This window comes from Lysinibacillus sp. 54212 (genome assembly GCF_036662795.1).
In the GTDB taxonomy this organism is placed as follows: Bacteria; Bacillota; Bacilli; order Bacillales_A; family Planococcaceae; genus Lysinibacillus_B.
In genome coordinates, this window is the sequence record NZ_JBAFWZ010000008.1 from 116,485 (window position 1) to 135,959 (window position 19,475).

Here is a 19,475-nt window from a genome sequence, read left to right on the forward strand (position 1 = left end):
GTAATGATTTTTTTTCAGGCATCTTTTTAACCTAATGCTTTTTGAATTGCTTCAATTACACGATCAGCTTGGAAAGGCTTAACGATGAAATCTTTTGCACCCGCTTGAATGGCATCAATTACCATAGCTTGTTGTCCCATTGCAGAACACATTATGACAATTGCACTTGGATCAGTTCCTTTAATTGCCTTTAATGCAGCAATGCCGTCCATTTCAGGCATTGTAATATCCATCGTTACTAAATCAGGACGTAATTCATTGTACTTTTCTACTGCTTGAACACCATCAGCAGCTTCTCCAACGACTTCAAATCCATTTTTCGTTAAAATATCTTTGATCATCATGCGCATAAACGCTGCATCATCAACAATTAAAATCTTTTTAGACATAGTAAGATTCCTCCAATTAAAACTATCTTAAATTATTCAAGCGATCTGCTTGGCTTAAAATATCTGTAATACGTACACCGAAGTTTTCATCAATTACTACTACTTCGCCTTTAGCAATTAAACGACTATTTACTAAAATATCAACAGGTTCACCAGCGAGTTTATCGAGTTCAATAATTGAACCACTAGATAGTTCTAATATCTCTTTTACGGAGCGCTTTGTACGACCTAACTCTACAGTTACTTGTAGTGGAATGTCTAAAAGCATGTTTAAATTACGCGCTTCAGATTGCGTAATATTTGCCGCTTCAAAGCTAGTAAATTGAGCTTGCTGAACATTAACTGGTTGTTGCATAGGCTGTGGCGGCGTTTGATACATCGGTTGCTGATATACAGGTGCTGCAGTTTGTCCATACATTGGTTGCTCGTACATCGGTTGCTGAGGTACCTGTTGCATCGACGATTGCGTAGGAGCTGATTGTATAGAAGGTTGCACAGGTGCTAAAGGCTCTTGTGTTGGAGCTGTAGCTGTTGCAGCAACCTCTTCCTCTTCACTCTCTCCCATTAATGACTTTACTATTTTTTTACTAAAGTTTAAAGGGAGTAATTGCATTAAATTTGAATCAATTAATTCACCGATTCGTAATCTGAACGAAATACGCACCAGTAAATCTTCATCTGGTATATTATCTCGACCTTCATTTTTAGAAATATTCATTAAATCTATTGAAGGTGGTGAAATATCCACCTTTTTATTAAATACAGTAGACATCGATGTGGCAGCTGAGCCCATCATTTGATTCATCGCTTCTTGAACGGCACTTAATTGAATTTCACCTAATTCAGGCTTGGGATTAAGACCATCTCCACCAAGCATTAAATCTGCAATAATAGCTGCGTCTGATTGTTTAATAACTAGAAGATTCATTCCGGATAAGCCAATTGTATATTCAACTTGAACAGCTACATACGGATGCGGAAACTCCTCTTCTAGCTTGTTACGATTAATCATGCTAATACTTGGAGTTGTAATGTCAACCTTTTGCCCTAAGAGAGCTGAAAGTGCAGTAGCCGAACTACCAAAGGAAATATTCCCCACTTCTCCTAATGCATCTTGTTCAATTAGACTTAAATAGTCTTCTACAATAAGTGTATCATTTGAATCTGTTGAATCTGTTGAATCTGAATCTAGATTTTTATCTTCTAATGTTTCGCCTCTTAATAGCGCTTCAATTTCTTCTTGGGAAAGCATTTCATCACTCATCGCTGTCATCTCCTTTCAACGGGTCGATAATCTGGATTGCCATTTTTTTGTTTAATTTTCCTGGCTGTACAGTAAACTTAGGTAGCGTTCCTACTTTTAATACGAGCGGATCTGTGATTTTTTGTTCTAAATCAATGACATCTCCAGCACTCATTGTTAAGAAATCTTCTACTGAAATTGTAGTGGTACCTAATTCTGCAATAACCGGTAAAGAAGCTTGTTTCACACGAGTTTCAAGCATTTTCGTTTGTTCAGGCGACATTGCTTTTGTGTTTGTTTGCATCCAATAACGCACTGAAAGGTTTGGTACGATTGGCTCTAAGACTACGTGCGGTAAACAAATATTAATCATACCCGTTGTTTCACCAATAATCGTATTTAAAGAAATAACAACTACTGTTTCATTTGGTGAAATCATTTGTAAAAACTGCGGGTTTACTTCAAGTTCTATGAGCATAGGATCAATTTCTACAATATTTTCCCATGCTTCACGTAAGTTATCAAATGAACGTTCAAATAAGTTCGTCATAATCTTTGTTTCTATTTCTGTTAAGTTATCTACATTACTATGACTTGAACCTGAACCACCCATCAATCGATCCAACATCGAATATGCAATGTTCGGATTAATTTCCATTAGTATGTTACCATCGAGTGGCGGTACTTCAAACACGTTTATTAACGTCATATTCGGTATTGAACGAACAAACTCTTCGAACGGTATTTGGTCAACAGACGCAACCGTAATTTGGACATAGGTTCTAAGCTGTGCTGAGAAAAATGTCGTAAGTAATCTTGCAAAGTTTTCATGAATCCTAGTTAAACTTCGAATTTGATCCTTAGAAAAACGAAGTGCGCGTTTAAAGTCATATACCTTGACTTTTCTAACCTCATCTTCTTTTTTCATTTCATCTGCTGACATTTCTCCCGTGGATATAGCGGATAGCAGCGCATCAATTTCGGATTGGGAAAGCACATCTCCTGCCATTTGCCCACCTCCATTTCAAGATGTTTCTTTTACTGAATGATGTAGGAAGTTATATAAACTTGCTGTACTTCACCCTCTTGCATCAATTCGTTAATATGTGCTTTAATTGCTTTTTCAAATAGTACTTTTCCTTGCTTGCCTTCTAAATCTTTTACTTCCATTTCAGATAATTCATGAATAACGATGTTGTTTACTTGGAATACTCGTTTTGTTAATTCCTCTGCCGCTTCTTCACTATCCGTTTGAATTTTCAGCTGCAGGCGAGCATAACCGCCGTCTGCTAAATTTGTTGTAATTTCAGGAATATCTACTGATGCTAAAATAATATCATCAATCGAAGCCTCTACAGATTCTGGCTCTTTATTAAGTTGTGTCGTTAAAACTAACACGAGCACACCGATTAAAGTAATGGAAACTATAATAATGAGCATTATTGTTAACAATTTATTCTTCTTCATTTTCATCACCTCTTAGATGCGGGTTTGATAAAATTTGTATATGTTGATAAAAGGCATTCACCTTTTGTCGCACCTGTTGCTCAGTTTCTAAAACGATAAATTTACGCCCAGTCGTTAGCGTAATGGTTGTGTCAGGAAATGCTTCGACTGTCTCTATGTATAACGCGTTTAACGAAAACGCCTTGCCATTTAGGCGAGTAAGTTCAATCATTGAAATGGGGCCGGGTCCTCCATGAGAGCCGGCCCGACCCTCCCTTGCAATGAAATTTTATATTATCAATCTAGATTAACGTTTTAAGTTTACTAGCTCTTGGAGAATTTCATCCGATGTCGTAATAATACGCGTATTTGCCTGGAATCCACGCTGCGCAACAATCATCTCTGTGAATTCTTCTGAAAGGTCAACGTTGGACATTTCTAAGAAACCAGATTCGATTTTTCCAAGTCCATCCTGGGTACCTGCTTGCACATAAATATCCCCAGAATTTTGTGTTTCTCTGAAATAGTTACTTCCCATTTTTTCTAATCCTTCAGCATTCGGGAATTTTGCTAAAATGATCGTACCTGCATACTGTAATTTTCCTTCAGCATCTGTAAATGAAACTACCCCATCTTGTCCGATACTATATGATTGTGCTGTCGTTGGAATACGAATTGGCGCAACATCATTAGTAAATGTAGTGAATGTACCAGTTGTTGGATCGTAAATACTAGCTCCTGGAGTTATTATATCCTTTTCTGTGTCGAAGTTAGAAATGCCCCCTGTCGGACTATCGTATGCATCAATATTAGTATTCGCGTAACCTACGAGATATTTACCATCAGAGTTGATTAAGTATCCATCCGAGTTCATATAAAAATTACCTGCTCGTGTATATGCAATATTTTCAGTCCCTGTTGCAGCCCCTGGAGTCGGCGGAGTTCCTGGCGCATACGCTTCAGAGTCAGCAACCATAAAGAACCCTTCCCCAGCAAGCCCAAGGTCTAAAGTACGCCCTGTATTTTGTAATGCACCATTACCATGAATTGTATCAATCGCAGCTAATTGAGAACCTAATCCAATTTGCTTTGCATTTGTACCACCACGTGTTTGAGAAGTACCTGAAGCACCAGATTGCGTTTGCGAAATTAAATCTTTAAAAACTGTACGACCTTTTTTAAATCCATACGTATTTACATTGGAAATATTATTACCAATTACATCTAATTTTGTTTGGAAGTTGCGTAACCCTGAAATACCTGAATACATTGAACGTAACATAAGTTGTCGTTCTCCCTTCTGAATTAAGTATCGCTTCAATCAGTCAGCGATAAAAGGCATCCTCTTGAGGTCCTGCCTATAGTACGATTGTTCCATCAATATTTGTAAATAATTGCGACTTCGATTCAAGGCGATCCATTGCTGTAATAACCGTGGCATTTTTTGCACTAACGATTAAGGCTGCTTGATCCATTATAACTAACGGCTGCTTTACTCCCTTTTCACGCGCTTCATTCACCTTTTCGGTTACTTCCCGCCATTGTTCATCAGAAATCTCAATATTTCGCTCCTGCATCCTTTCAGAAGCGTGTTTACTAATTTTTAATTCTTGGTGCGCTTGTTGTAGATGCTCTAAAAAGGATTGCTTTTCCGTTCTAGGCGTAGGTGGCGCTGGCCTTAAATTTGGATGAAATGGAACATGTTGAATAGTAATTTTATTCATCATATGTTCTTACCCCATTCTTACACAGTTTCCGTTTCACTTTCTTCTTTATCGCTTTCATTACCTTCATTTTCTAAATCTGATAATAAAGTAAACTGCTCTCTCGTTAGACGAGAACCGTTGTTCAAAATATACTCAATAATGCCATTTTTGTTCGTAATCGCTTCGATTGTCGCCTGCAGTGTCACATCGCCCTCAGTATATTGAATCTTTTCACCGATTAATTTACTTGCCTGAGCGAATGGGTTTTCAGCACCAGCAGTTGAACCATTTGCTAGAATAGACGAGATATTACCCGGAGCAATTTCTTTTCCACTATCTAATATAAAGACTGGACTGCCATCTTTAAACTTAACTTCCGTGATTACACCCGTACCCTCTTCGATAATAGGCTTACCTTGGTCATCCTTTTTGTCAGTTACCTCATGCCATTTTACTTCTTTTCCGATAAAAGATGTATAGGACATTAATTGTGTTTCCATCTGTGACATCAATAAGGCTTCCATGGCTTTTGTCATATTCTGCATCTGCTCTAAAGATGAAAACTGAGCCATTTGCGATATAAACTCACGGTCATCCATTGGGTTTGTTGGGTCTTGGTTTTGCAACTGGGTAATTAGTATTTTTAAAAAGGCATCTTTACCCAATGCACCGTTATCATTATTTGTCGTATACATAATATTAGATGTATTTAAATAAGAATTATCCGGAATACCTGATGTTTTTGTCATACCTATACCTCCTCACTTAAAAATTCGCTGAAGGATTTTTTCTCTTCATCTTCATCTTCTTTATTCTCTTCTTGCTCTTCCCCTTGTTGACGGAAGAAATTATTAAAGAAGTTTTGATCACGTAAGTTGCGTCCTGCATCTTGAAGTGATTGCGCTACATCAATTCGCTCCATTTGAATATTTTGAGCTACGAATGCCGTTTTAAGCTGCTGTAAGTTAGAATCAAGCAATTCTTTCCCCACCGCAGTGGATGCAAGTAATCGCGCTGTCATAATGCCATCTTTTTGAACAAGCTCAATACGAATTTGCCCTAAATTTTCAGGGAAAAGCTTTAATAAAAGCTTCATTGAACCTTGCTGATTAGAGATTTGACTACGATTCAATAAATTTTGAATTTCTTTAACTAGCGCTTCTGATTGAGCTGATCGTTCAGCTGGTAATGTAATAGTTACAGTTTTCGTTTGTGTAGTCGTCTGCTGATGGTTAACATTCACTTGAGGTGCCTCCGTTTCCTTTGCTGACGACTGCTGAGTAGCTTGTTTCACAACCTGCTGAAACAACACTGTTTTCGGTGCTTCCTGCTGGAGTTGTTGAACAGGCTGAAGCCTTGTAATTAAAGACTGTAAACTATCCTTTGTTTGCGCTAATTGGAACTCTTGCTGATAAACTGTATCAGTTTTCATCCCTACCATTTGCGCCAGCTTTAAAAATTCTACTACTTGTGCAGCTTCTTTTGGTGTTACAATATTGTGCTCCCCTTTAAGAGCTGAAGCGATTTGAGCTAACAACGCAGGCGCTTGCTCAAGTACGGACCAAACATCATTAAGCGGTGTTTCTTCACCTAACAGCTGTTGGATTATGCCCTTAAGCTGCTCTTCTGTCATACCTAGTGCTGCCGTTAAGTCCTCTAAATTAAGCATTTCCTCAATCGCTATTGTTTCACCAGCGATTTCTGCAAACATCATACTCTCATCATAGGCAATGCCTAACAAGTCAAATAAAGCTTGTAAGGAACCCGCCTCTACTACTTCAGAAGCTTCTGCTATCGCTTGTTCTTGCGTGCCTGTTGTTGTATCGTCTGTAGATTGTTGATGTACAGAAGTATCAGAAGTTGCAACCGCCTCATTAAATACTTTATCGAATGAAGGAGTTTCTCCTGGTGTTTTTACAGATTCAACCGACTGACTTTGAGGTTGCTTTTGTTTTGCTACCGGCACTTTTTGAGAAGCCATTTGCATTATAGCGATATCCATTTTTTCACCTCCCCTCATTGTTGAGAAAGTAGTTCAGTAAATTTCGCTGCATCAGCAGGGCTCATTTTCGAAAAAATAGCCGATAGCTGTTCAGCATCTAAATTAGACATAATTCGTAAAGCTTCAGGTTCACTCATTTCCACTAAAATAGGTGCCGCTGATTTAGCCGACATATTCTTGTATGTGTCTAATACAGCCGCAAATTCTAGCTTATTCTCTTCCTGAGTGCGCTTTAACGTTTCTATTTCATAAAGTAGTCGTTCTTGTTCGATTACTAATTCCTCTTTTTCAGATGAAGCTGATTCGATTTCTGATTGTAATTGTGTGATTTGGGCTTCTTTTTCTTGAATTTCAGCTTGTAATTTCACAATTTTTTCTTTACTTAAAGACGTATTTTCAACTACATCTTCTTTTGAAGAAACAAATGGTAAAGAATCTGTCACTTTATCTGCAAACTGAAACACATTTGTATTTGTGACTGTCGCAATGATTAATAGAATTGCCACTGTAAAGAGTACCGGGATCAAAAACCAGAAAAATAGTTTTTGAAAAAAACCTGGTTTTTTTTCTATTTCATCAATTCGTTCATTTTCTATTTTTTTTGCATCATTTTTTGCCATGAAATCACCTGATTTCTTTCCTGTAGTACGCAAGTGAAGAAAGCTCGTCCAAATGTATGGTTTCTAATCGATTTTGTTCTTCTTTAAATAGCTCAAAATCTTTTTCGCGCATTTTTTCATATTTACGTACTTCCAAGTTTTTTTCTACCAACTTTTGCTCATGCCAATTCATTTTCGCACGGGCCTGTACTACTTTTTTCTGTATATCCTCAATCGTCTTTTCCATGCTATCTATAAAGCGTGCATAATGACTTACTTCATCAATAGATGAACCAATTTCTAAGCGCTTTTGCTGAAACGAGAGTAGATCTTCTTTTTTCTTTAATATGTCATATAGCTTTGTAGCAATCTCCTCGAAGTCGCGAACAGATTCTTTATATGCAATTTCAGTTTCATGCTTTTCTTGCTCACGAATCGTTAGTACCTTTTCAAAGCGATATGTATATTTCATCATTACTTCGCACCACCATTCGATAATGCTACTAATTCATTCACCGTTTGCTCTATAGAAACCTTATCTTTAAAGCCTTGTTTTAAAAATGCTGTGATCAGAGGCTCATAATGGATTGCTTCATCAATCTCTTTTGATGTTCCTCGTTTATATGCACCGATATTGATTAAATCCTCTGACTTCGAATACGTATAATATAACTCTCTTAATCTCGAAGCTCCTTCAACATGCATAGGCTCTGCTACATGGTTCATTAAACGACTGACACTTTTAAGAACATTGATCGCCGGGTACTGACCTTTATTCGCTAGTGTGCGATCTAGCACAATATGACCATCTAATATACCTCTGACTGCATCAGCGATTGGCTCATTCATATCGTCTCCGTCGACAAGCACCGTATAAAAGGCCGTTATTGTCCCCTTTAAATTTGTACCTGTACGCTCTAGTAGAGTTGGCAATATTGCAAATACCGACGGAGTGTATCCACGAGTTGCAGGTGGCTCACCTACTGCTAGTCCAATTTCTCGCTGCGCCATTGCAACACGTGTAACAGAATCCATCATTAACATCACGTTCATTCCTCGGTCACGGAAATATTCAGCTATTGCGGTTGCAGTAAATGCAGCTTTAATTCGCATTAGGGCCGGCTGGTCACTCGTAGCTGCAACAACAATTGATCGACTTAATCCCTCTGGCCCTAAATCTCGCTCAATAAACTCCCGTACTTCACGACCACGCTCTCCGACAAGTGCAATAACGTTTAGCTGTGCCGAAGTATTTCTTGCAATCATTCCTAGAAGCGTACTTTTACCAACCCCTGAGCCCGCAAAAATACCTACCCGTTGACCGCTACCAACCGTCAGCATCCCGTCAATCGCTTTTACACCAACTTCTAACCGTTCATTAATAGGGGGGCGTGTCATCGGATTTGGTGGTTCCTGCTCTGTTGGAACTGAAACGAGCCCTCTAGGCAGTGCAAAGCCGTCATATGGATTTCCCATTGAATCCAGTACTTTCCCAATTAATTCTGGCCCAACCTTCACTTCTAAAGGTTTACCTGTGCCCTCTACTAAACAACCGATAGAAATTTCACGTAATGATGAGAATGGCATAAGTACAACAATTTCATCTTTAAATCCAACAACTTCCGCTAAAATCACCTGGTGACCATTTTTAGATGAATTGACATGGATTTTACAAACATCACCAATAGAACTTTCCGGACCCTGTGACTCAATCATTAAACCAACTACTCTTGAAACCTTACCAAACTTTTTAAAAGTTGATATATTAGGTATTTGCTCGATTAATTGAGCCGCTTTCATCCGTATCATTCCTTACTATCTAGTATTTCTCTTAGCTTTAGACGTAACTCGTTTAGCTGTGTATCAATTGTGACAATGATACGTCCATGGTTTGTTTCGATATAACTTTCAGTGCTTGTTAAATCTTCGTTGACGAAAATTAAAAATGGTACGTCGGTAGGGAACATCTCAGCCAGCTCATCGTGATTCCTTGTCACGATTGCATGATATTCAGGAGAAACATATACCTTCACTTCTTTCATTTCACGCGCCTCTTTTAATGCACGTTTAACGATTGAAATGTACAGCTCCTCATTAGCTTCTAACGACACATTCAAAATACGCTCAGCGACCTTTAATCCAAGCTCTAAAACAACCTGTTCTTGGGACTCTATATAACTACTTGCATTTTTTTGAGCGTCTACCATCGTCTCATTTGCAGCTTTTAAGGATTGAGCCATTTCTGCATTTGCTTTAGCGATTCCTTCATCAAAACCTTGAGAAAAGCCTTCCTCATGCGCTTGCTGTTGTAGCACTAACTTTTCCTCTTCCCACATCTGCTTAAGTTGCTCAATCTCTTGTAGCTGCTTTTCACGATATTGTTCAAATTGCTCATGTTGTAGCGCGATTTCTTGCTTTGCGTTCGCTATTAATCTATCTCGTTCCGCTACAATTTGCTCTTGTGTGATTTGAGGCTCAGCTTCAACTTCATCCATTGCCAATTCATCTGATTGAAAAAAATGGAATCGTTGAATTTCAATCTCCTTTTCATCCGTATGCTGTGTATATGAAGAGCGGATGATTCTAGACAATTACATCATCTCCTCCACCGCGAGCAATAATGATTTCACCAGCATCCTCTAAACGACGAATAACTGCAACAATTCGTGATTGCGCCTCTTCTACATCACGTAAACGTACTGGACCCATAATTTCCATTTCTTCCTTAAACGTATCCGCCATTCGTTGTGACATATTACGGAAAATAATATCTTTTACCTCATCACTTGAAACTTTCATTGCAAGTAACAGATCCTCATTTTCACAATCTCGAATAACGCGTTGAATGGAGCGATTGTCCAGCGTAACGATATCTTCGAATACGAACATACGCTTTTTAATTTCTTCTGCAAGTTCTGGATCTTGAATTTCAAGTGCATCTAAGATTGTTTTTTCTGTTTGTCGATCTACGCCATTAAGCACTTCAACGACTGCATCGATTCCACCTGTTTCTGTGTAATCTTGCGTCACAGTAGAAGAAAGCTTACGCTCTAATACCGACTCAATTTCGCTAATTACTTCTGGAGATGTGGAATCCATTACCGCAATACGCTTTGCAATATCTGCTTGTACTTCTTGAGGAAGCGAGGATAGAATAATCCCCGCCTGTCCTGCCTCTAAATACGATAAGATAAGTGCAATCGTTTGTGGGTGCTCATTTTGTATAAAGTTAAAAATTTGTGAAGGATCAGCTTTCCGTGCAAAATCGAATGGTCGAACTTGCAACGAAGATGTTAAACGGTTTAAGATTGCTTGCGCCTGATCTGAACCTAACGCTTTTTCCAGTACCGTTTTCGCATAGCCGATACCACCCTGTGTAATATAATCTTGCGCAAGGGCAATATTATGAAACTCTTCAATAATATTTTCTTTCACACTCGATTCAACTTTTTTTACACCTGAGATTTCCAGCGTTAAACGCTCGATTTCCTCTTCAGTTAAATGTTTATATACAGAAGCCGAAACTTCTGGTCCTAGAGAAATTAATAGTAAGGCCGCCTTTTGCTTCCCTGATAACTCTTTTTCTTTCTTGGACACAGCCGAACCTCCCATTAGTCTTCAGCAATCCAACTACGCAATAGCTTTGCAAAATCATCCGGCTTATCTTTTGCCATTTTTTCCAATTGCTTACGGCGCACTGTCGCTTCAGTTTCTTTTTCTTCTGAAATGTCTTCTACCATCAATTCTTGCTGTTGTTCTATTATGTTTAATTCTTCCTCACGTTGCTTCCGCTTACGAGAGCGTAGCATGAAGAATACTAGGAGTCCGATTGCTACAAGCAGTATTCCTACAACAACCCAAACCCACCAAGGAATTACTGAATCTGATTCCGTAAGTGAAGGATCCTTACCATAGAATTGTTGTACAGAAACATCAATTTTTTGATTAATCGCTTCTTCGGATAAATCTCCTCCTGCTTCTTTATCAATTGATGTTCGTACGATAGTGCCTAACATTTGTTCAATATCAGTTTGTACATTTTCACCAAGTGAAGCAGGATCGTCCGCAACAGGTGGCTCTACCATTACTTGAATACCAATATCTCGAATTTTATATGGACTTTCCTGGATTTCACGGCGGATTCGGTTTACATCGTTGTTAATTGTTTCTTCAACACGCTCGTAATCCCCATTACCTGTTATACCTTCTTGATAATCTGTGAAGTTATCAGTCTCATTTCCAGCTTCTGGTGTACCACCAGCTAAAGCGCCATTACCTGAATATGTTTCTGTAATAGTTTGGGCACTAATCGCGATACCCTTCATATTTTCTTCATCAACAGGCTCAACTCTGTTTTCTTCACGATTTTCTTTTTTGAAATCAACGTCTGTAGTAACAGAGACAACCACTTTATCCTGGCCCATCATTGTCCCAAGCATATTTTGAATTTGTCGCTGAATGTCGCGTTCGATTTGTTTTTTAATGGCCATTTGACCCTCAGGAGTTTCCGTTGAGTTGCCATCCGTTGTCACCGAATTTAAATCGAAGTATTCCGCGTACTGATTGGAAATTTCAATGTTTTCTGTACTTAGCTTCGGTACACTTTTTTCAACTAAGCTATATAGTGTTTTTATTTGTTCATCTGTGAATTTAACTCCAGGATCTGTCGTTAACAGTACAGCGGCTGTCGCTTCCTCTTGAGAACTCTCTAGAAAAATCCCTTCTTCTGGCACAGTAATATTTACTTTAGCATCCTTTACACCTTGCACACGCTTAACTAAGTTGGCAATTTCAGTTTCTGTTGCTGCTTTTTTAATGACATTAAACTCATTATCTGTCATTCCAAACCCTGCATTTTCTGTAAAGAACGAGGTGCTAATACCTCCAGATTCTGGGTATCCTTGTGAGGCAAGGGAAACCGTTAATTGATCTTTTTGATCCTCAGGTACTAAAATATTTGTTCCACCAGGTGCAACTTCGTATGTAACCCCCTGTGATGTTAAAACCTCTGAAATTTGCCCTACTTCACTAGCAGAAATTTCAGCAAATAGGGGAACCATTGTCGTTCTTGTTGAGAAATATGTAAGCATACCAGCTACTGCTACAACGGCGACTAGTATTCCTATTAGTGCACCTTTTTGATTTTTCGTTCGACTCGTCCAAAATCTAGAGGAGTCGGATTTTACTTTTGTTAGTCGTTCATTCATTATGAATCCTCCGGTTATAGTGAATGCTTCAACAATTTAAGATCCGCTTTAACCTTTGGATTATACACTCATTCGCATAATCTCTTGGTAGGCATCAATCACCTTATTACGAACTTCCATTGTTGCATTTAATGTAATACTTGCTTTTTGAGAAGCAATCATCACTTCATGTAGATCAACATCTCCGCCATTAATCAATTTATTCGTCATCGTATCTGATTGAATCTGCTGATCATTCACTTTCGCAATGGCATCTTTCAAAGTATTCGCAAAAGTTTGTTGTGCTTGATATGAAGTATTAGGTGCAGCTAGTTTTTTTGTTTCATTCACCATTTGTGTTGGTGTCATCATCGATACAGAATTAATTGGCACTTTCACTCCTCCTTATGATTATCCTTTACCAATTTCTAGCGCTTTTGTAAGCATTGATTTGTTTGCATTAAAAACAGTAACATTCGCTTCGTATGAACGAGTTGCCGAAATTAAATCCACCATTTCCTTTAATAAATCAACATTTGAAGCTTGTACATAGCCATCCTCATTCGCATCTGGGTGTGTTGGATCGTAAATCAATTTGAATGGTGTCTCTGTATCTTCGTTAATTTTCGACACTTTAACTCCATTTCCGACCGCTTCTTTCGTAGACTTGCCCATTGCCACATTTAAAAAGCTCGAAAATTTACCTTCTTGTGGAGTTAACGTCACAGATTTGCGACGATAGGGCTCCCATTCACCATTGACTTGTTTTGCTCGTGTTGTATCAACGTTTGCAATGTTGGAAGAAATTACATCCATTCTTAATCGTTGTGTGGTTAAGGCTGAGGCGGTTGTATTCATACTATGAAAAATAGTCATGCTTATTTACCTCCTTTGATTACGTTATTTAACGAACTTAATTTACCAGTCATACGATCAATTAACGCATTATAGTAAATTTGGTTTTCCGCTAAGCTCGCTTGCTCGGCATCCATATTTACCCCATTACCGTTATGTCGAGCTCTGAAGTTTTCATAGCTATAAACACCCGGTGTTGATTGGTTAATCGAAAAATCAAAATGTCTTCCATCTGTACGATTCGCCACAATTGACGTTCGCTTTGCATCTAGTAACATTTGCTTAAAACTAACATCCTGCGCCTTATAATTTGGCGTATCCACATTCGCAATATTTTGTGCGATTGTTTTATTTTTTAGTGTTGCATAGGAAAGTCCTTTTTCCAGGCTACTTATAGTTCCACCGAATAAGTTCAAACTCTTCACCTCATTTTATGTATATTATTACAGATTCTCCACCGATTAATTCAATTGTAATTAAGATAATTCCTAGTGTCTATCGTCTTTTGTCACATTTCGATAGTATATACGGACTATTTTTTCGGTAATTTTTTCGCAAATTCTCCTTTTAAAACAATTTAAAGTGGCTAATTGTCGAAAACAAATGGATTTACAAGAAATTAGTGGTATTTATAGTCAAAAGTATTATTAATAAAGTCTGAATAAATTGTTATTCTTTCCCTTAACCTTACGACACTTTCGCCAATAAAAAAAGACCCAAAATAATTGGGTCTCTTTCTTCCATTTGATTATTTCATTTTAATTTCGGCTAAAGCTGCTAAAAACTTATCATTTAGTACTTTTATATAAGTTCCCTTCATCCCTAGTGAACGAGATTCTATTACACCTGCAGATTCAAGTTTACGTAATGCGTTTACGATTACTGAACGAGTAATTCCTACACGATCCGCAATTTTCGAAGCAACTAATAAACCTTCATGACCATCTAGCTCTTCAAAAATATGCTCAATTGCTTCAAGCTCTGAATAAGATAAAGAATTAATCGCCATTTGTACTACAGCTTTCGAACGAGCTTCTTCTTCAATCTCTTCTGATTTCTCACGTAAAATTTCCATACCTACAACCGTTGCACCATACTCAGCTAAAATAAGATCATCATCTTCAAATTGCTTATTAATACGCGCTAAAATTAAAGTACCTAAACGCTCGCCACCACCGATAATTGGTACGATTGTTGTTAAGCCTGATGCGAATAAATCTTTATTCTCAATAGGGAAAACAGTATAGTCGCTGTTGATGTCGATATTTGGAGAAGTTTCTGTAATGTTAAATAATTTTTGTGTATATTCTTCCGGGAATTGGCGTTCCTCAAACATTTTTTTTATACGCTCGTTTTCGATTTGTTGGTGAATTGACAATCCTAATAGCTTCCCTTTACGACTTACAATAAAAACATTGATATCTATAATATCGCCTAGTGTATCGGCCATTTCTTTAAAATTTACAGGTTTACCCGCTGATGCCTGTAGCATTGCGTTAATTTTTCTTGTTTTTGCTAATAAGTTCATTTTAATATTTCCTCCTACAGTAAATTATTTAATTTACTTAATATTCTAAAGGTTTTTACATTTGATTTAAACAATTTACCCTTCACTATAAGATAAATTGTGACAAATCTTTATTTTTAACAATATCTCCGAGTTTTTTATCGACATATCCCTCAGTTACTTCAATATGAGCTGGCGCAATTTCTGAAGCCTCAAACGACAACTCCTCTAAAAGACGTTCTAAAATCGTATGCAGTCTTCTTGCACCAATATTATCTGTTTCTTGATTTACTTCTGTTGCAATTTCAGCAATTCTTTCAATCGCATCTTGTGTAAAGTTAATCGTAACGCCTTCTGTTTCAAGCAATGCTTTGTATTGTAATATCAACGATTGATCAGGCTCTTTTAATATACGTACAAAGTCTTCCTTCGTCAGCTTCTCCAGCTCCACTCGAATCGGGAAGCGTCCCTGTAATTCTGGAATTAAATCACTTGGCTTCGAAATATGAAAAGCACCCGCAGCGATAAATAGCATATAATCCGTCTTTACTGGACCATGTTTTGTTGTTACTGTAGAGCCTTCAACAATTGGTAAAATATCTCGCTGTACGCCTTCTCGCGAAACTTCTGCAGAGGACGAGCCTTTACTTGCAATTTTATCGATTTCGTCAATAAAAATAATTCCAGCTTGCTCAGCTCTAGATATAGCTTCTTGAGCTAGCTCATCTGAGTCAATCAGTTTATTTGCTTCTTCCGACGTTAAAATTCGCCTTGCATCTTTCACTTGTAATTTACGTTTTTTTGTTTTTTGGGGCATCAAGTTTGCTAGCATATCCTGCATTCCACTTGCTCCCATGTCCATACCTGGCATCGCGTCCATTAAGGATGGCGCCCTTTCAGTCACTTCTATCGTAACCCACTGCGCTTCTAATTTACCTGCTTTTAAATCCTCTGCAATTTGCGCTCGTCTCGAACGAATCTCAGCTTCTTCCGCTGGTGATTCCTGTTCAGTTGTTTGCCCCTGCTGACCAAACAACATACCAAATGGGTTTTGAGGCATTTTCGCTTTAAATTTAGATGGCACTAGCAATTTTACGAGAGCTTCATTTGCTAACGATTCAGCTTGCTGTTGTACTGCTTCCATCATCTCTTCTTTTACTAATCGGCGAGAAGCTTCGACTAGATCACGGACCATCGATTCTACATCACGACCTACATATCCGACTTCAGTAAATTTTGTTGCCTCTACTTTAATAAAAGGCGCATTGGTTAATTTAGCGATACGACGGGCAATTTCTGTTTTTCCTACACCAGTCGGTCCAATCATCAGAATATTTTTCGGTATTATTTCTGCTTTCATATCTTCACTTAATAACGAACGACGATAGCGATTGCGTAATGCGATAGCCACCGAACGCTTTGCTTCTGCTTGCCCTACAATATGACGATTTAGATGCTCCGTTATTTGTCTTGGCGTTAAGTTTCCTTCACTCATTATAGCGCCTCCACGATAATGTTATGGTTTGTAAATACACAAATATCCGCTGCTGTTTTTAGAGCAGCTTCAGCGATTTCCTTTGCTGTCAAATGATCTCCCGCATGCATTTTCAATGCTCTCCCTGCTGATAAAGCATAATTCCCACCTGAGCCAATTGCTAAAATACCATCATCAGGTTCTATCACTTCTCCAGTACCTGATACTAGCAATAATGTGGTTTGGTCCATAACAAGGAGCATCGCCTCAAGCTGCCGTAGCATTTTATCGCCTCTCCATTGCTTCGCTACTTCAACAGCAGCACGTTGCAAATTCCCATTGAATTCGTTTAGCTTCGATTCAAACATTTCAAATAACGTAAAAGCATCAGCTACTGAGCCAGCAAAACCTGCTAACACCTTCCCATTAAACAGACGTCTGACCTTTCTTGCCGTATGCTTCATGACCACTGCATTGCCTAATGTGACCTGTCCATCACCAGCCATAGCACATCCACCCTTATGATGAATAGCAAAAATCGTTGTTGCATGTATTTGTCCCATATACTTCCTCCTAACTTAAGCTCTCGGATGAGCATTCATATATGTGTTACGGAGATGTTCCTTCGTTACATGTGTATACACTTGAGTTGACGCCAAATGCGCATGACCTAAGAGCTCCTGTACAGTACGTAAATCCGCGCCATTATTTAATAAATGTGTTGCAAACGTATGCCTAAGCATATGCGGATATATTTTCGAATGTAGTGTAGCCTTATTAATCATTTCACTTAATATATGACGCACACCACGTGCTGTAAGTTCGCCACCTCGCATATTAACAAATAGACGTTGATGGTCTTTCTCTTTCATCAGTTTCGGCCGTGCTTCATTAATATATTTCGTGAGCGCTTGATGTGCGTATTGTCCAAAAGGAATTATTCTTTCTTTTCTTCCCTTTCCCATTACACGAATAATTGAATAATAAAAATCAATATCCTGTAATTCAATGGACGTACATTCACTTACACGCATTCCCGTTGCGTATAGTAACTCTAGTATCGCCAAATTACGAACTGATTTTGTATCTTCACCTACATTTACTTCAAAGAGCTGCTTAAGCTCCTCCTCATAAAAAAAGTTTGGAAGTCTTTCCTCTTTTTTCGGGTGATAAAGCGAACGAAAAGGTGCGTCATCCAAATCAAATTCCTTATTTAAAAAGCGAAAAAACGATCGAATTGATGATATTTTTCTCGAGATGGAGGTTCTGGCCATCCCTTCATCATAAAGCATAGTAACATACAGCCTTGCATGAATATATTCTACTTCATGTAAGCTAACGACACCTTCATTATTTAGGAATATTAAAAACTGATTAATATCTGCCTTATACTCACGTACAGTATGTAGCGAAAAATTTTTTTCTAATTGTACGTAACGGATAAAGTGTTCTAGGGCTTCCTTTGGACTAGCATTCATAAGCATCTACCTCCAAAACATTATGTTGTCTTATGGTTTTGGTAGCACAAGAAGAGCTATACTTTACGAATCGTTTGTTATTAATTCGAAGTTTAAAAAACATACATACTGACACTATACCTATATAGGAAATATAGCAAGCAAAATATGAGGAAATACTAAAAATTTTACCCTTCCGTTCACAAATATAACTATATAAATCCAATTACCACCAAAATTCAAATATAATAATAAAAGCCTCTAAAAGTATATCAACTTTTAGAGGCCTTTCGCAATTAAATTGTTTGTGAATTCATAAAATTTCGAATTGTTTCTAAAGCACGATTTGCATGTCGTTCTGCACGCTCTGCCTTTGATTTAATTCGTTCACCTAGATCCGGGAATAGACCGAAGTTAACATTCATCGGTTGGAAATTTTTCGACTCTGCTTCTGTAATATATCGCGCCATACTTCCTAATGCCGTTTCTACAGGGAAGTATAATAGCTCTTCACCCTTTGCTAATCGAGCAGCATTAATCCCCGCAATTAACCCACTACCAGCTGACTCTACATAGCCTTCTACACCTGTCATCTGACCAGCGAAGAAAATAGTTGGGTTTGAACGTAATTGATACGTCTTATTTAATACTTTCGGAGAATTAATAAATGTGTTGCGGTGCATTACACCATAACGGACAATTTCGACATTTTCAAGACCAGGGATTAACTGTAAAACCTCTTTTTGTGGCCCCCATTTCAAATGTGTTTGAAAGCCTACTATGTTATAAAGAGTACCTGCTGCATCGTCTTGACGAAGTTGTACAACTGCATAAGGACGTTTATCAGTTTTCGGATCTTCAAGACCAACTGGCTTCATCGGTCCAAATAGCATCGTTTTTTCCCCTCGCGCTGCCATGACTTCAATCGGCATACAGCCTTCAAAGTATATTTCTTTCTCAAATTCTTTTAAAGGCACAACTTCTGCTGTAAGAAGCGCTTCACGGAAACGATCGAACTCTTCTTTGTTCATCGGACAGTTTAAGTATGCCGCTTCCCCTTTGTCATATCGAGACTTTAAGTATACTTTGTCCATGTTTATACTATCTTTTTCGATAATTGGTGCCGCTGCATCATAGAAATATAAATACTCTTCACCAGTGAGTCCTTGTATTTTTTCAGCTAATGCTTTTGATGTTAGTGGACCCGTAGCAATAACTGTAATACCTTCTGGAATTTCTGTTACTTCTTCATGAATAACTTCTACGAGTGGGTGATTTTTTACCGCTTCTGTTACATAACCTGCAAATTCATGACGGTCTACTGCTAGAGCACCACCTGCTGGTACAGAACAGTTATCTGCCGCCTTCATAATTACAGAATCCAGTAAGCGCATTTCCTCTTTGATTACGCCTACAGCATTCGTTAACGTGTTCGCACGAAGTGAATTTGAACATACTAGCTCAGCAAATTTATCCGTATGGTGAGCTGGCGTTTGTTTTACCGGACGCATTTCGTACAATCGCACCTTCACACCGCGCTTAGCAATTTGCCAAGCTGCTTCACTTCCCGCCAAACCGGCACCAATTACATTTACTATTGTTTGTGTCATA

23 protein-coding genes are annotated in these 19,475 nt (G+C 38.2%); all 23 read right to left on the bottom strand.

The annotated features are described in order from the left end of the window. Positions 1-26: 26 nt before the first annotated feature. The 23 genes from V4T18_RS07705 to trmFO all read right to left on the bottom strand — a co-directional run bounded on the left by V4T18_RS07705 (position 27) and on the right by trmFO (position 19,474). Positions 27-389, bottom strand: coding sequence for a response regulator (locus V4T18_RS07705; RefSeq protein WP_188225179.1), 363 nt, complete (start codon positions 387-389; stop codon positions 27-29). A gap of 22 nt (positions 390-411) precedes the next feature. After that, entirely contained in the window at positions 412-1,653 is a 1,242-nt protein-coding gene (gene fliY / locus V4T18_RS07710; protein ID WP_332648405.1) for a flagellar motor switch phosphatase FliY, read from the bottom strand. Then, the gene (fliM, locus tag V4T18_RS07715) at positions 1,646-2,641 is read right to left on the bottom strand and encodes a flagellar motor switch protein FliM (RefSeq protein ID WP_332648407.1); all 996 of its coding nucleotides are present in this window, start codon (positions 2,639-2,641) and stop codon (positions 1,646-1,648) included. Before fliM ends, fliY begins: the two co-directional genes overlap by 8 nt. A gap of 29 nt (positions 2,642-2,670) precedes the next feature. After that, a complete protein-coding gene (fliL, locus tag V4T18_RS07720) occupies positions 2,671-3,099 on the bottom strand; it encodes a flagellar basal body-associated protein FliL (RefSeq protein WP_332648409.1) in 429 nt (142 codons plus the stop codon). Next, positions 3,086-3,310, bottom strand: a complete 225-nt coding sequence (locus V4T18_RS07725; protein ID WP_332648410.1) for a flagellar FlbD family protein — start codon at positions 3,308-3,310, stop codon at positions 3,086-3,088. The genes fliL and V4T18_RS07725 overlap by 14 nt, the downstream gene beginning before the upstream one ends. A gap of 75 nt (positions 3,311-3,385) precedes the next feature. Beyond that, positions 3,386-4,360 (bottom strand): flagellar hook-basal body complex protein, encoded by a 975-nt coding sequence (locus V4T18_RS07730; protein WP_332648412.1) that lies wholly within the window; start codon positions 4,358-4,360, stop codon positions 3,386-3,388. 76 nt (positions 4,361-4,436) lie between these two features. After that, positions 4,437-4,802, bottom strand: coding sequence for a TIGR02530 family flagellar biosynthesis protein (locus V4T18_RS07735; protein WP_332648461.1), 366 nt, complete (start codon positions 4,800-4,802; stop codon positions 4,437-4,439). 20 nt (positions 4,803-4,822) lie between these two features. Further along, positions 4,823-5,533, bottom strand: coding sequence for a flagellar hook assembly protein FlgD (gene flgD / locus V4T18_RS07740; RefSeq protein WP_332648413.1), 711 nt, complete (start codon positions 5,531-5,533; stop codon positions 4,823-4,825). Positions 5,534-5,535: 2 nt separating this feature from the next. Then, the gene (locus tag V4T18_RS07745; protein ID WP_332648415.1) at positions 5,536-6,786 is read right to left on the bottom strand and encodes a flagellar hook-length control protein FliK; all 1,251 of its coding nucleotides are present in this window, start codon (positions 6,784-6,786) and stop codon (positions 5,536-5,538) included. A gap of 14 nt (positions 6,787-6,800) precedes the next feature. After that, entirely contained in the window at positions 6,801-7,406 is a 606-nt protein-coding gene (locus V4T18_RS07750) for a MotE family protein (protein WP_332648416.1), read from the bottom strand. Positions 7,407-7,410: 4 nt separating this feature from the next. Beyond that, entirely contained in the window at positions 7,411-7,860 is a 450-nt protein-coding gene (fliJ, locus tag V4T18_RS07755) for a flagellar export protein FliJ (RefSeq protein ID WP_332648418.1), read from the bottom strand. Continuing rightward, positions 7,860-9,185: a flagellar protein export ATPase FliI gene (gene fliI, locus V4T18_RS07760; RefSeq protein ID WP_332648419.1), complete on the bottom strand. Its 1,326-nt coding sequence runs from the start codon at positions 9,183-9,185 to the stop codon at positions 7,860-7,862. Before fliI ends, fliJ begins: the two co-directional genes overlap by 1 nt. 5 nt (positions 9,186-9,190) lie before the next feature. Then, entirely contained in the window at positions 9,191-9,976 is a 786-nt protein-coding gene (gene fliH / locus V4T18_RS07765; RefSeq protein ID WP_332648421.1) for a flagellar assembly protein FliH, read from the bottom strand. Next, positions 9,969-10,982 carry a flagellar motor switch protein FliG gene (gene fliG, locus V4T18_RS07770; protein WP_332648423.1) on the bottom strand — a complete coding sequence of 338 codons (1,014 nt, stop codon included), beginning with the start codon at positions 10,980-10,982 and terminating at the stop codon, positions 9,969-9,971. The genes fliH and fliG overlap by 8 nt, the downstream gene beginning before the upstream one ends. Positions 10,983-10,996: 14 nt before the next feature. After that, the gene (gene fliF / locus V4T18_RS07775; protein ID WP_332648425.1) at positions 10,997-12,592 is read right to left on the bottom strand and encodes a flagellar basal-body MS-ring/collar protein FliF; all 1,596 of its coding nucleotides are present in this window, start codon (positions 12,590-12,592) and stop codon (positions 10,997-10,999) included. A 60-nt stretch (positions 12,593-12,652) separates the two neighbouring features. Beyond that, positions 12,653-12,964 carry a flagellar hook-basal body complex protein FliE gene (gene fliE, locus V4T18_RS07780; RefSeq protein ID WP_442916913.1) on the bottom strand — a complete coding sequence of 104 codons (312 nt, stop codon included), beginning with the start codon at positions 12,962-12,964 and terminating at the stop codon, positions 12,653-12,655. 18 nt (positions 12,965-12,982) lie between these two features. Further along, positions 12,983-13,447, bottom strand: coding sequence for a flagellar basal body rod protein FlgC (flgC, locus tag V4T18_RS07785; protein ID WP_332648426.1), 465 nt, complete (start codon positions 13,445-13,447; stop codon positions 12,983-12,985). Positions 13,448-13,449: 2 nt separating this feature from the next. Continuing rightward, entirely contained in the window at positions 13,450-13,842 is a 393-nt protein-coding gene (gene flgB / locus V4T18_RS07790; protein WP_332648427.1) for a flagellar basal body rod protein FlgB, read from the bottom strand. 332 nt (positions 13,843-14,174) lie between these two features. Continuing rightward, complete coding sequence (codY, locus tag V4T18_RS07795) at positions 14,175-14,954, bottom strand: GTP-sensing pleiotropic transcriptional regulator CodY (protein WP_332648428.1); 780 nt, start codon at positions 14,952-14,954, stop codon at positions 14,175-14,177. 85 nt (positions 14,955-15,039) lie between these two features. Next, positions 15,040-16,428: an ATP-dependent protease ATPase subunit HslU gene (gene hslU, locus V4T18_RS07800; RefSeq protein ID WP_332648429.1), complete on the bottom strand. Its 1,389-nt coding sequence runs from the start codon at positions 16,426-16,428 to the stop codon at positions 15,040-15,042. Further along, a complete protein-coding gene (gene hslV, locus V4T18_RS07805; RefSeq protein ID WP_332648431.1) occupies positions 16,428-16,970 on the bottom strand; it encodes an ATP-dependent protease subunit HslV in 543 nt (180 codons plus the stop codon). Before hslV ends, hslU begins: the two co-directional genes overlap by 1 nt. 15 nt (positions 16,971-16,985) lie before the next feature. Further along, a complete protein-coding gene (gene xerC, locus V4T18_RS07810) occupies positions 16,986-17,885 on the bottom strand; it encodes a tyrosine recombinase XerC (RefSeq protein ID WP_332648433.1) in 900 nt (299 codons plus the stop codon). A 275-nt stretch (positions 17,886-18,160) separates the two neighbouring features. Continuing rightward, the gene (gene trmFO, locus V4T18_RS07815; RefSeq protein WP_332648434.1) at positions 18,161-19,474 is read right to left on the bottom strand and encodes an FADH(2)-oxidizing methylenetetrahydrofolate--tRNA-(uracil(54)-C(5))-methyltransferase TrmFO; all 1,314 of its coding nucleotides are present in this window, start codon (positions 19,472-19,474) and stop codon (positions 18,161-18,163) included. Between the last annotated feature and the right edge of the window lies 1 nt (position 19,475).

Excerpts from the sequence above, each read along its gene's own strand:
- V4T18_RS07705 (WP_188225179.1), bottom strand. The coding sequence starts at position 389 with ATGTCTAAAAAGATTTTAATTGTTGATGATGCAGCGTTTATGCGCATG.
- fliY (WP_332648405.1), bottom strand. The coding sequence starts at position 1,653 with ATGAGTGATGAAATGCTTTCCCAAGAAGAAATTGAAGCGCTATTAAGA.
- fliM (WP_332648407.1), bottom strand. The coding sequence starts at position 2,641 with ATGGCAGGAGATGTGCTTTCCCAATCCGAAATTGATGCGCTGCTATCC.
- fliL (WP_332648409.1), bottom strand. The coding sequence starts at position 3,099 with ATGAAGAAGAATAAATTGTTAACAATAATGCTCATTATTATAGTTTCC.
- V4T18_RS07725 (WP_332648410.1), bottom strand. The coding sequence starts at position 3,310 with ATGATTGAACTTACTCGCCTAAATGGCAAGGCGTTTTCGTTAAACGCG.
- V4T18_RS07730 (WP_332648412.1), bottom strand. The coding sequence starts at position 4,360 with ATGTTACGTTCAATGTATTCAGGTATTTCAGGGTTACGCAACTTCCAA.
- V4T18_RS07735 (WP_332648461.1), bottom strand. The coding sequence starts at position 4,802 with ATGAATAAAATTACTATTCAACATGTTCCATTTCATCCAAATTTAAGG.
- flgD (WP_332648413.1), bottom strand. The coding sequence starts at position 5,533 with ATGACAAAAACATCAGGTATTCCGGATAATTCTTATTTAAATACATCT.
- V4T18_RS07745 (WP_332648415.1), bottom strand. The coding sequence starts at position 6,786 with ATGGATATCGCTATAATGCAAATGGCTTCTCAAAAAGTGCCGGTAGCA.
- V4T18_RS07750 (WP_332648416.1), bottom strand. The coding sequence starts at position 7,406 with ATGGCAAAAAATGATGCAAAAAAAATAGAAAATGAACGAATTGATGAA.
- fliJ (WP_332648418.1), bottom strand. The coding sequence starts at position 7,860 with ATGATGAAATATACATATCGCTTTGAAAAGGTACTAACGATTCGTGAG.
- fliI (WP_332648419.1), bottom strand. The coding sequence starts at position 9,185 with ATGAAAGCGGCTCAATTAATCGAGCAAATACCTAATATATCAACTTTT.
- fliF (WP_332648425.1), bottom strand. The coding sequence starts at position 12,592 with ATGAATGAACGACTAACAAAAGTAAAATCCGACTCCTCTAGATTTTGG.
- flgC (WP_332648426.1), bottom strand. The coding sequence starts at position 13,447 with ATGACTATTTTTCATAGTATGAATACAACCGCCTCAGCCTTAACCACA.
- codY (WP_332648428.1), bottom strand. The coding sequence starts at position 14,954 with ATGAACTTATTAGCAAAAACAAGAAAAATTAACGCAATGCTACAGGCA.
- hslU (WP_332648429.1), bottom strand. The coding sequence starts at position 16,428 with ATGAGTGAAGGAAACTTAACGCCAAGACAAATAACGGAGCATCTAAAT.
- hslV (WP_332648431.1), bottom strand. The coding sequence starts at position 16,970 with ATGGGACAAATACATGCAACAACGATTTTTGCTATTCATCATAAGGGT.
- xerC (WP_332648433.1), bottom strand. The coding sequence starts at position 17,885 with ATGAATGCTAGTCCAAAGGAAGCCCTAGAACACTTTATCCGTTACGTA.
- trmFO (WP_332648434.1), bottom strand. The coding sequence starts at position 19,474 with ATGACACAAACAATAGTAAATGTAATTGGTGCCGGTTTGGCGGGAAGT.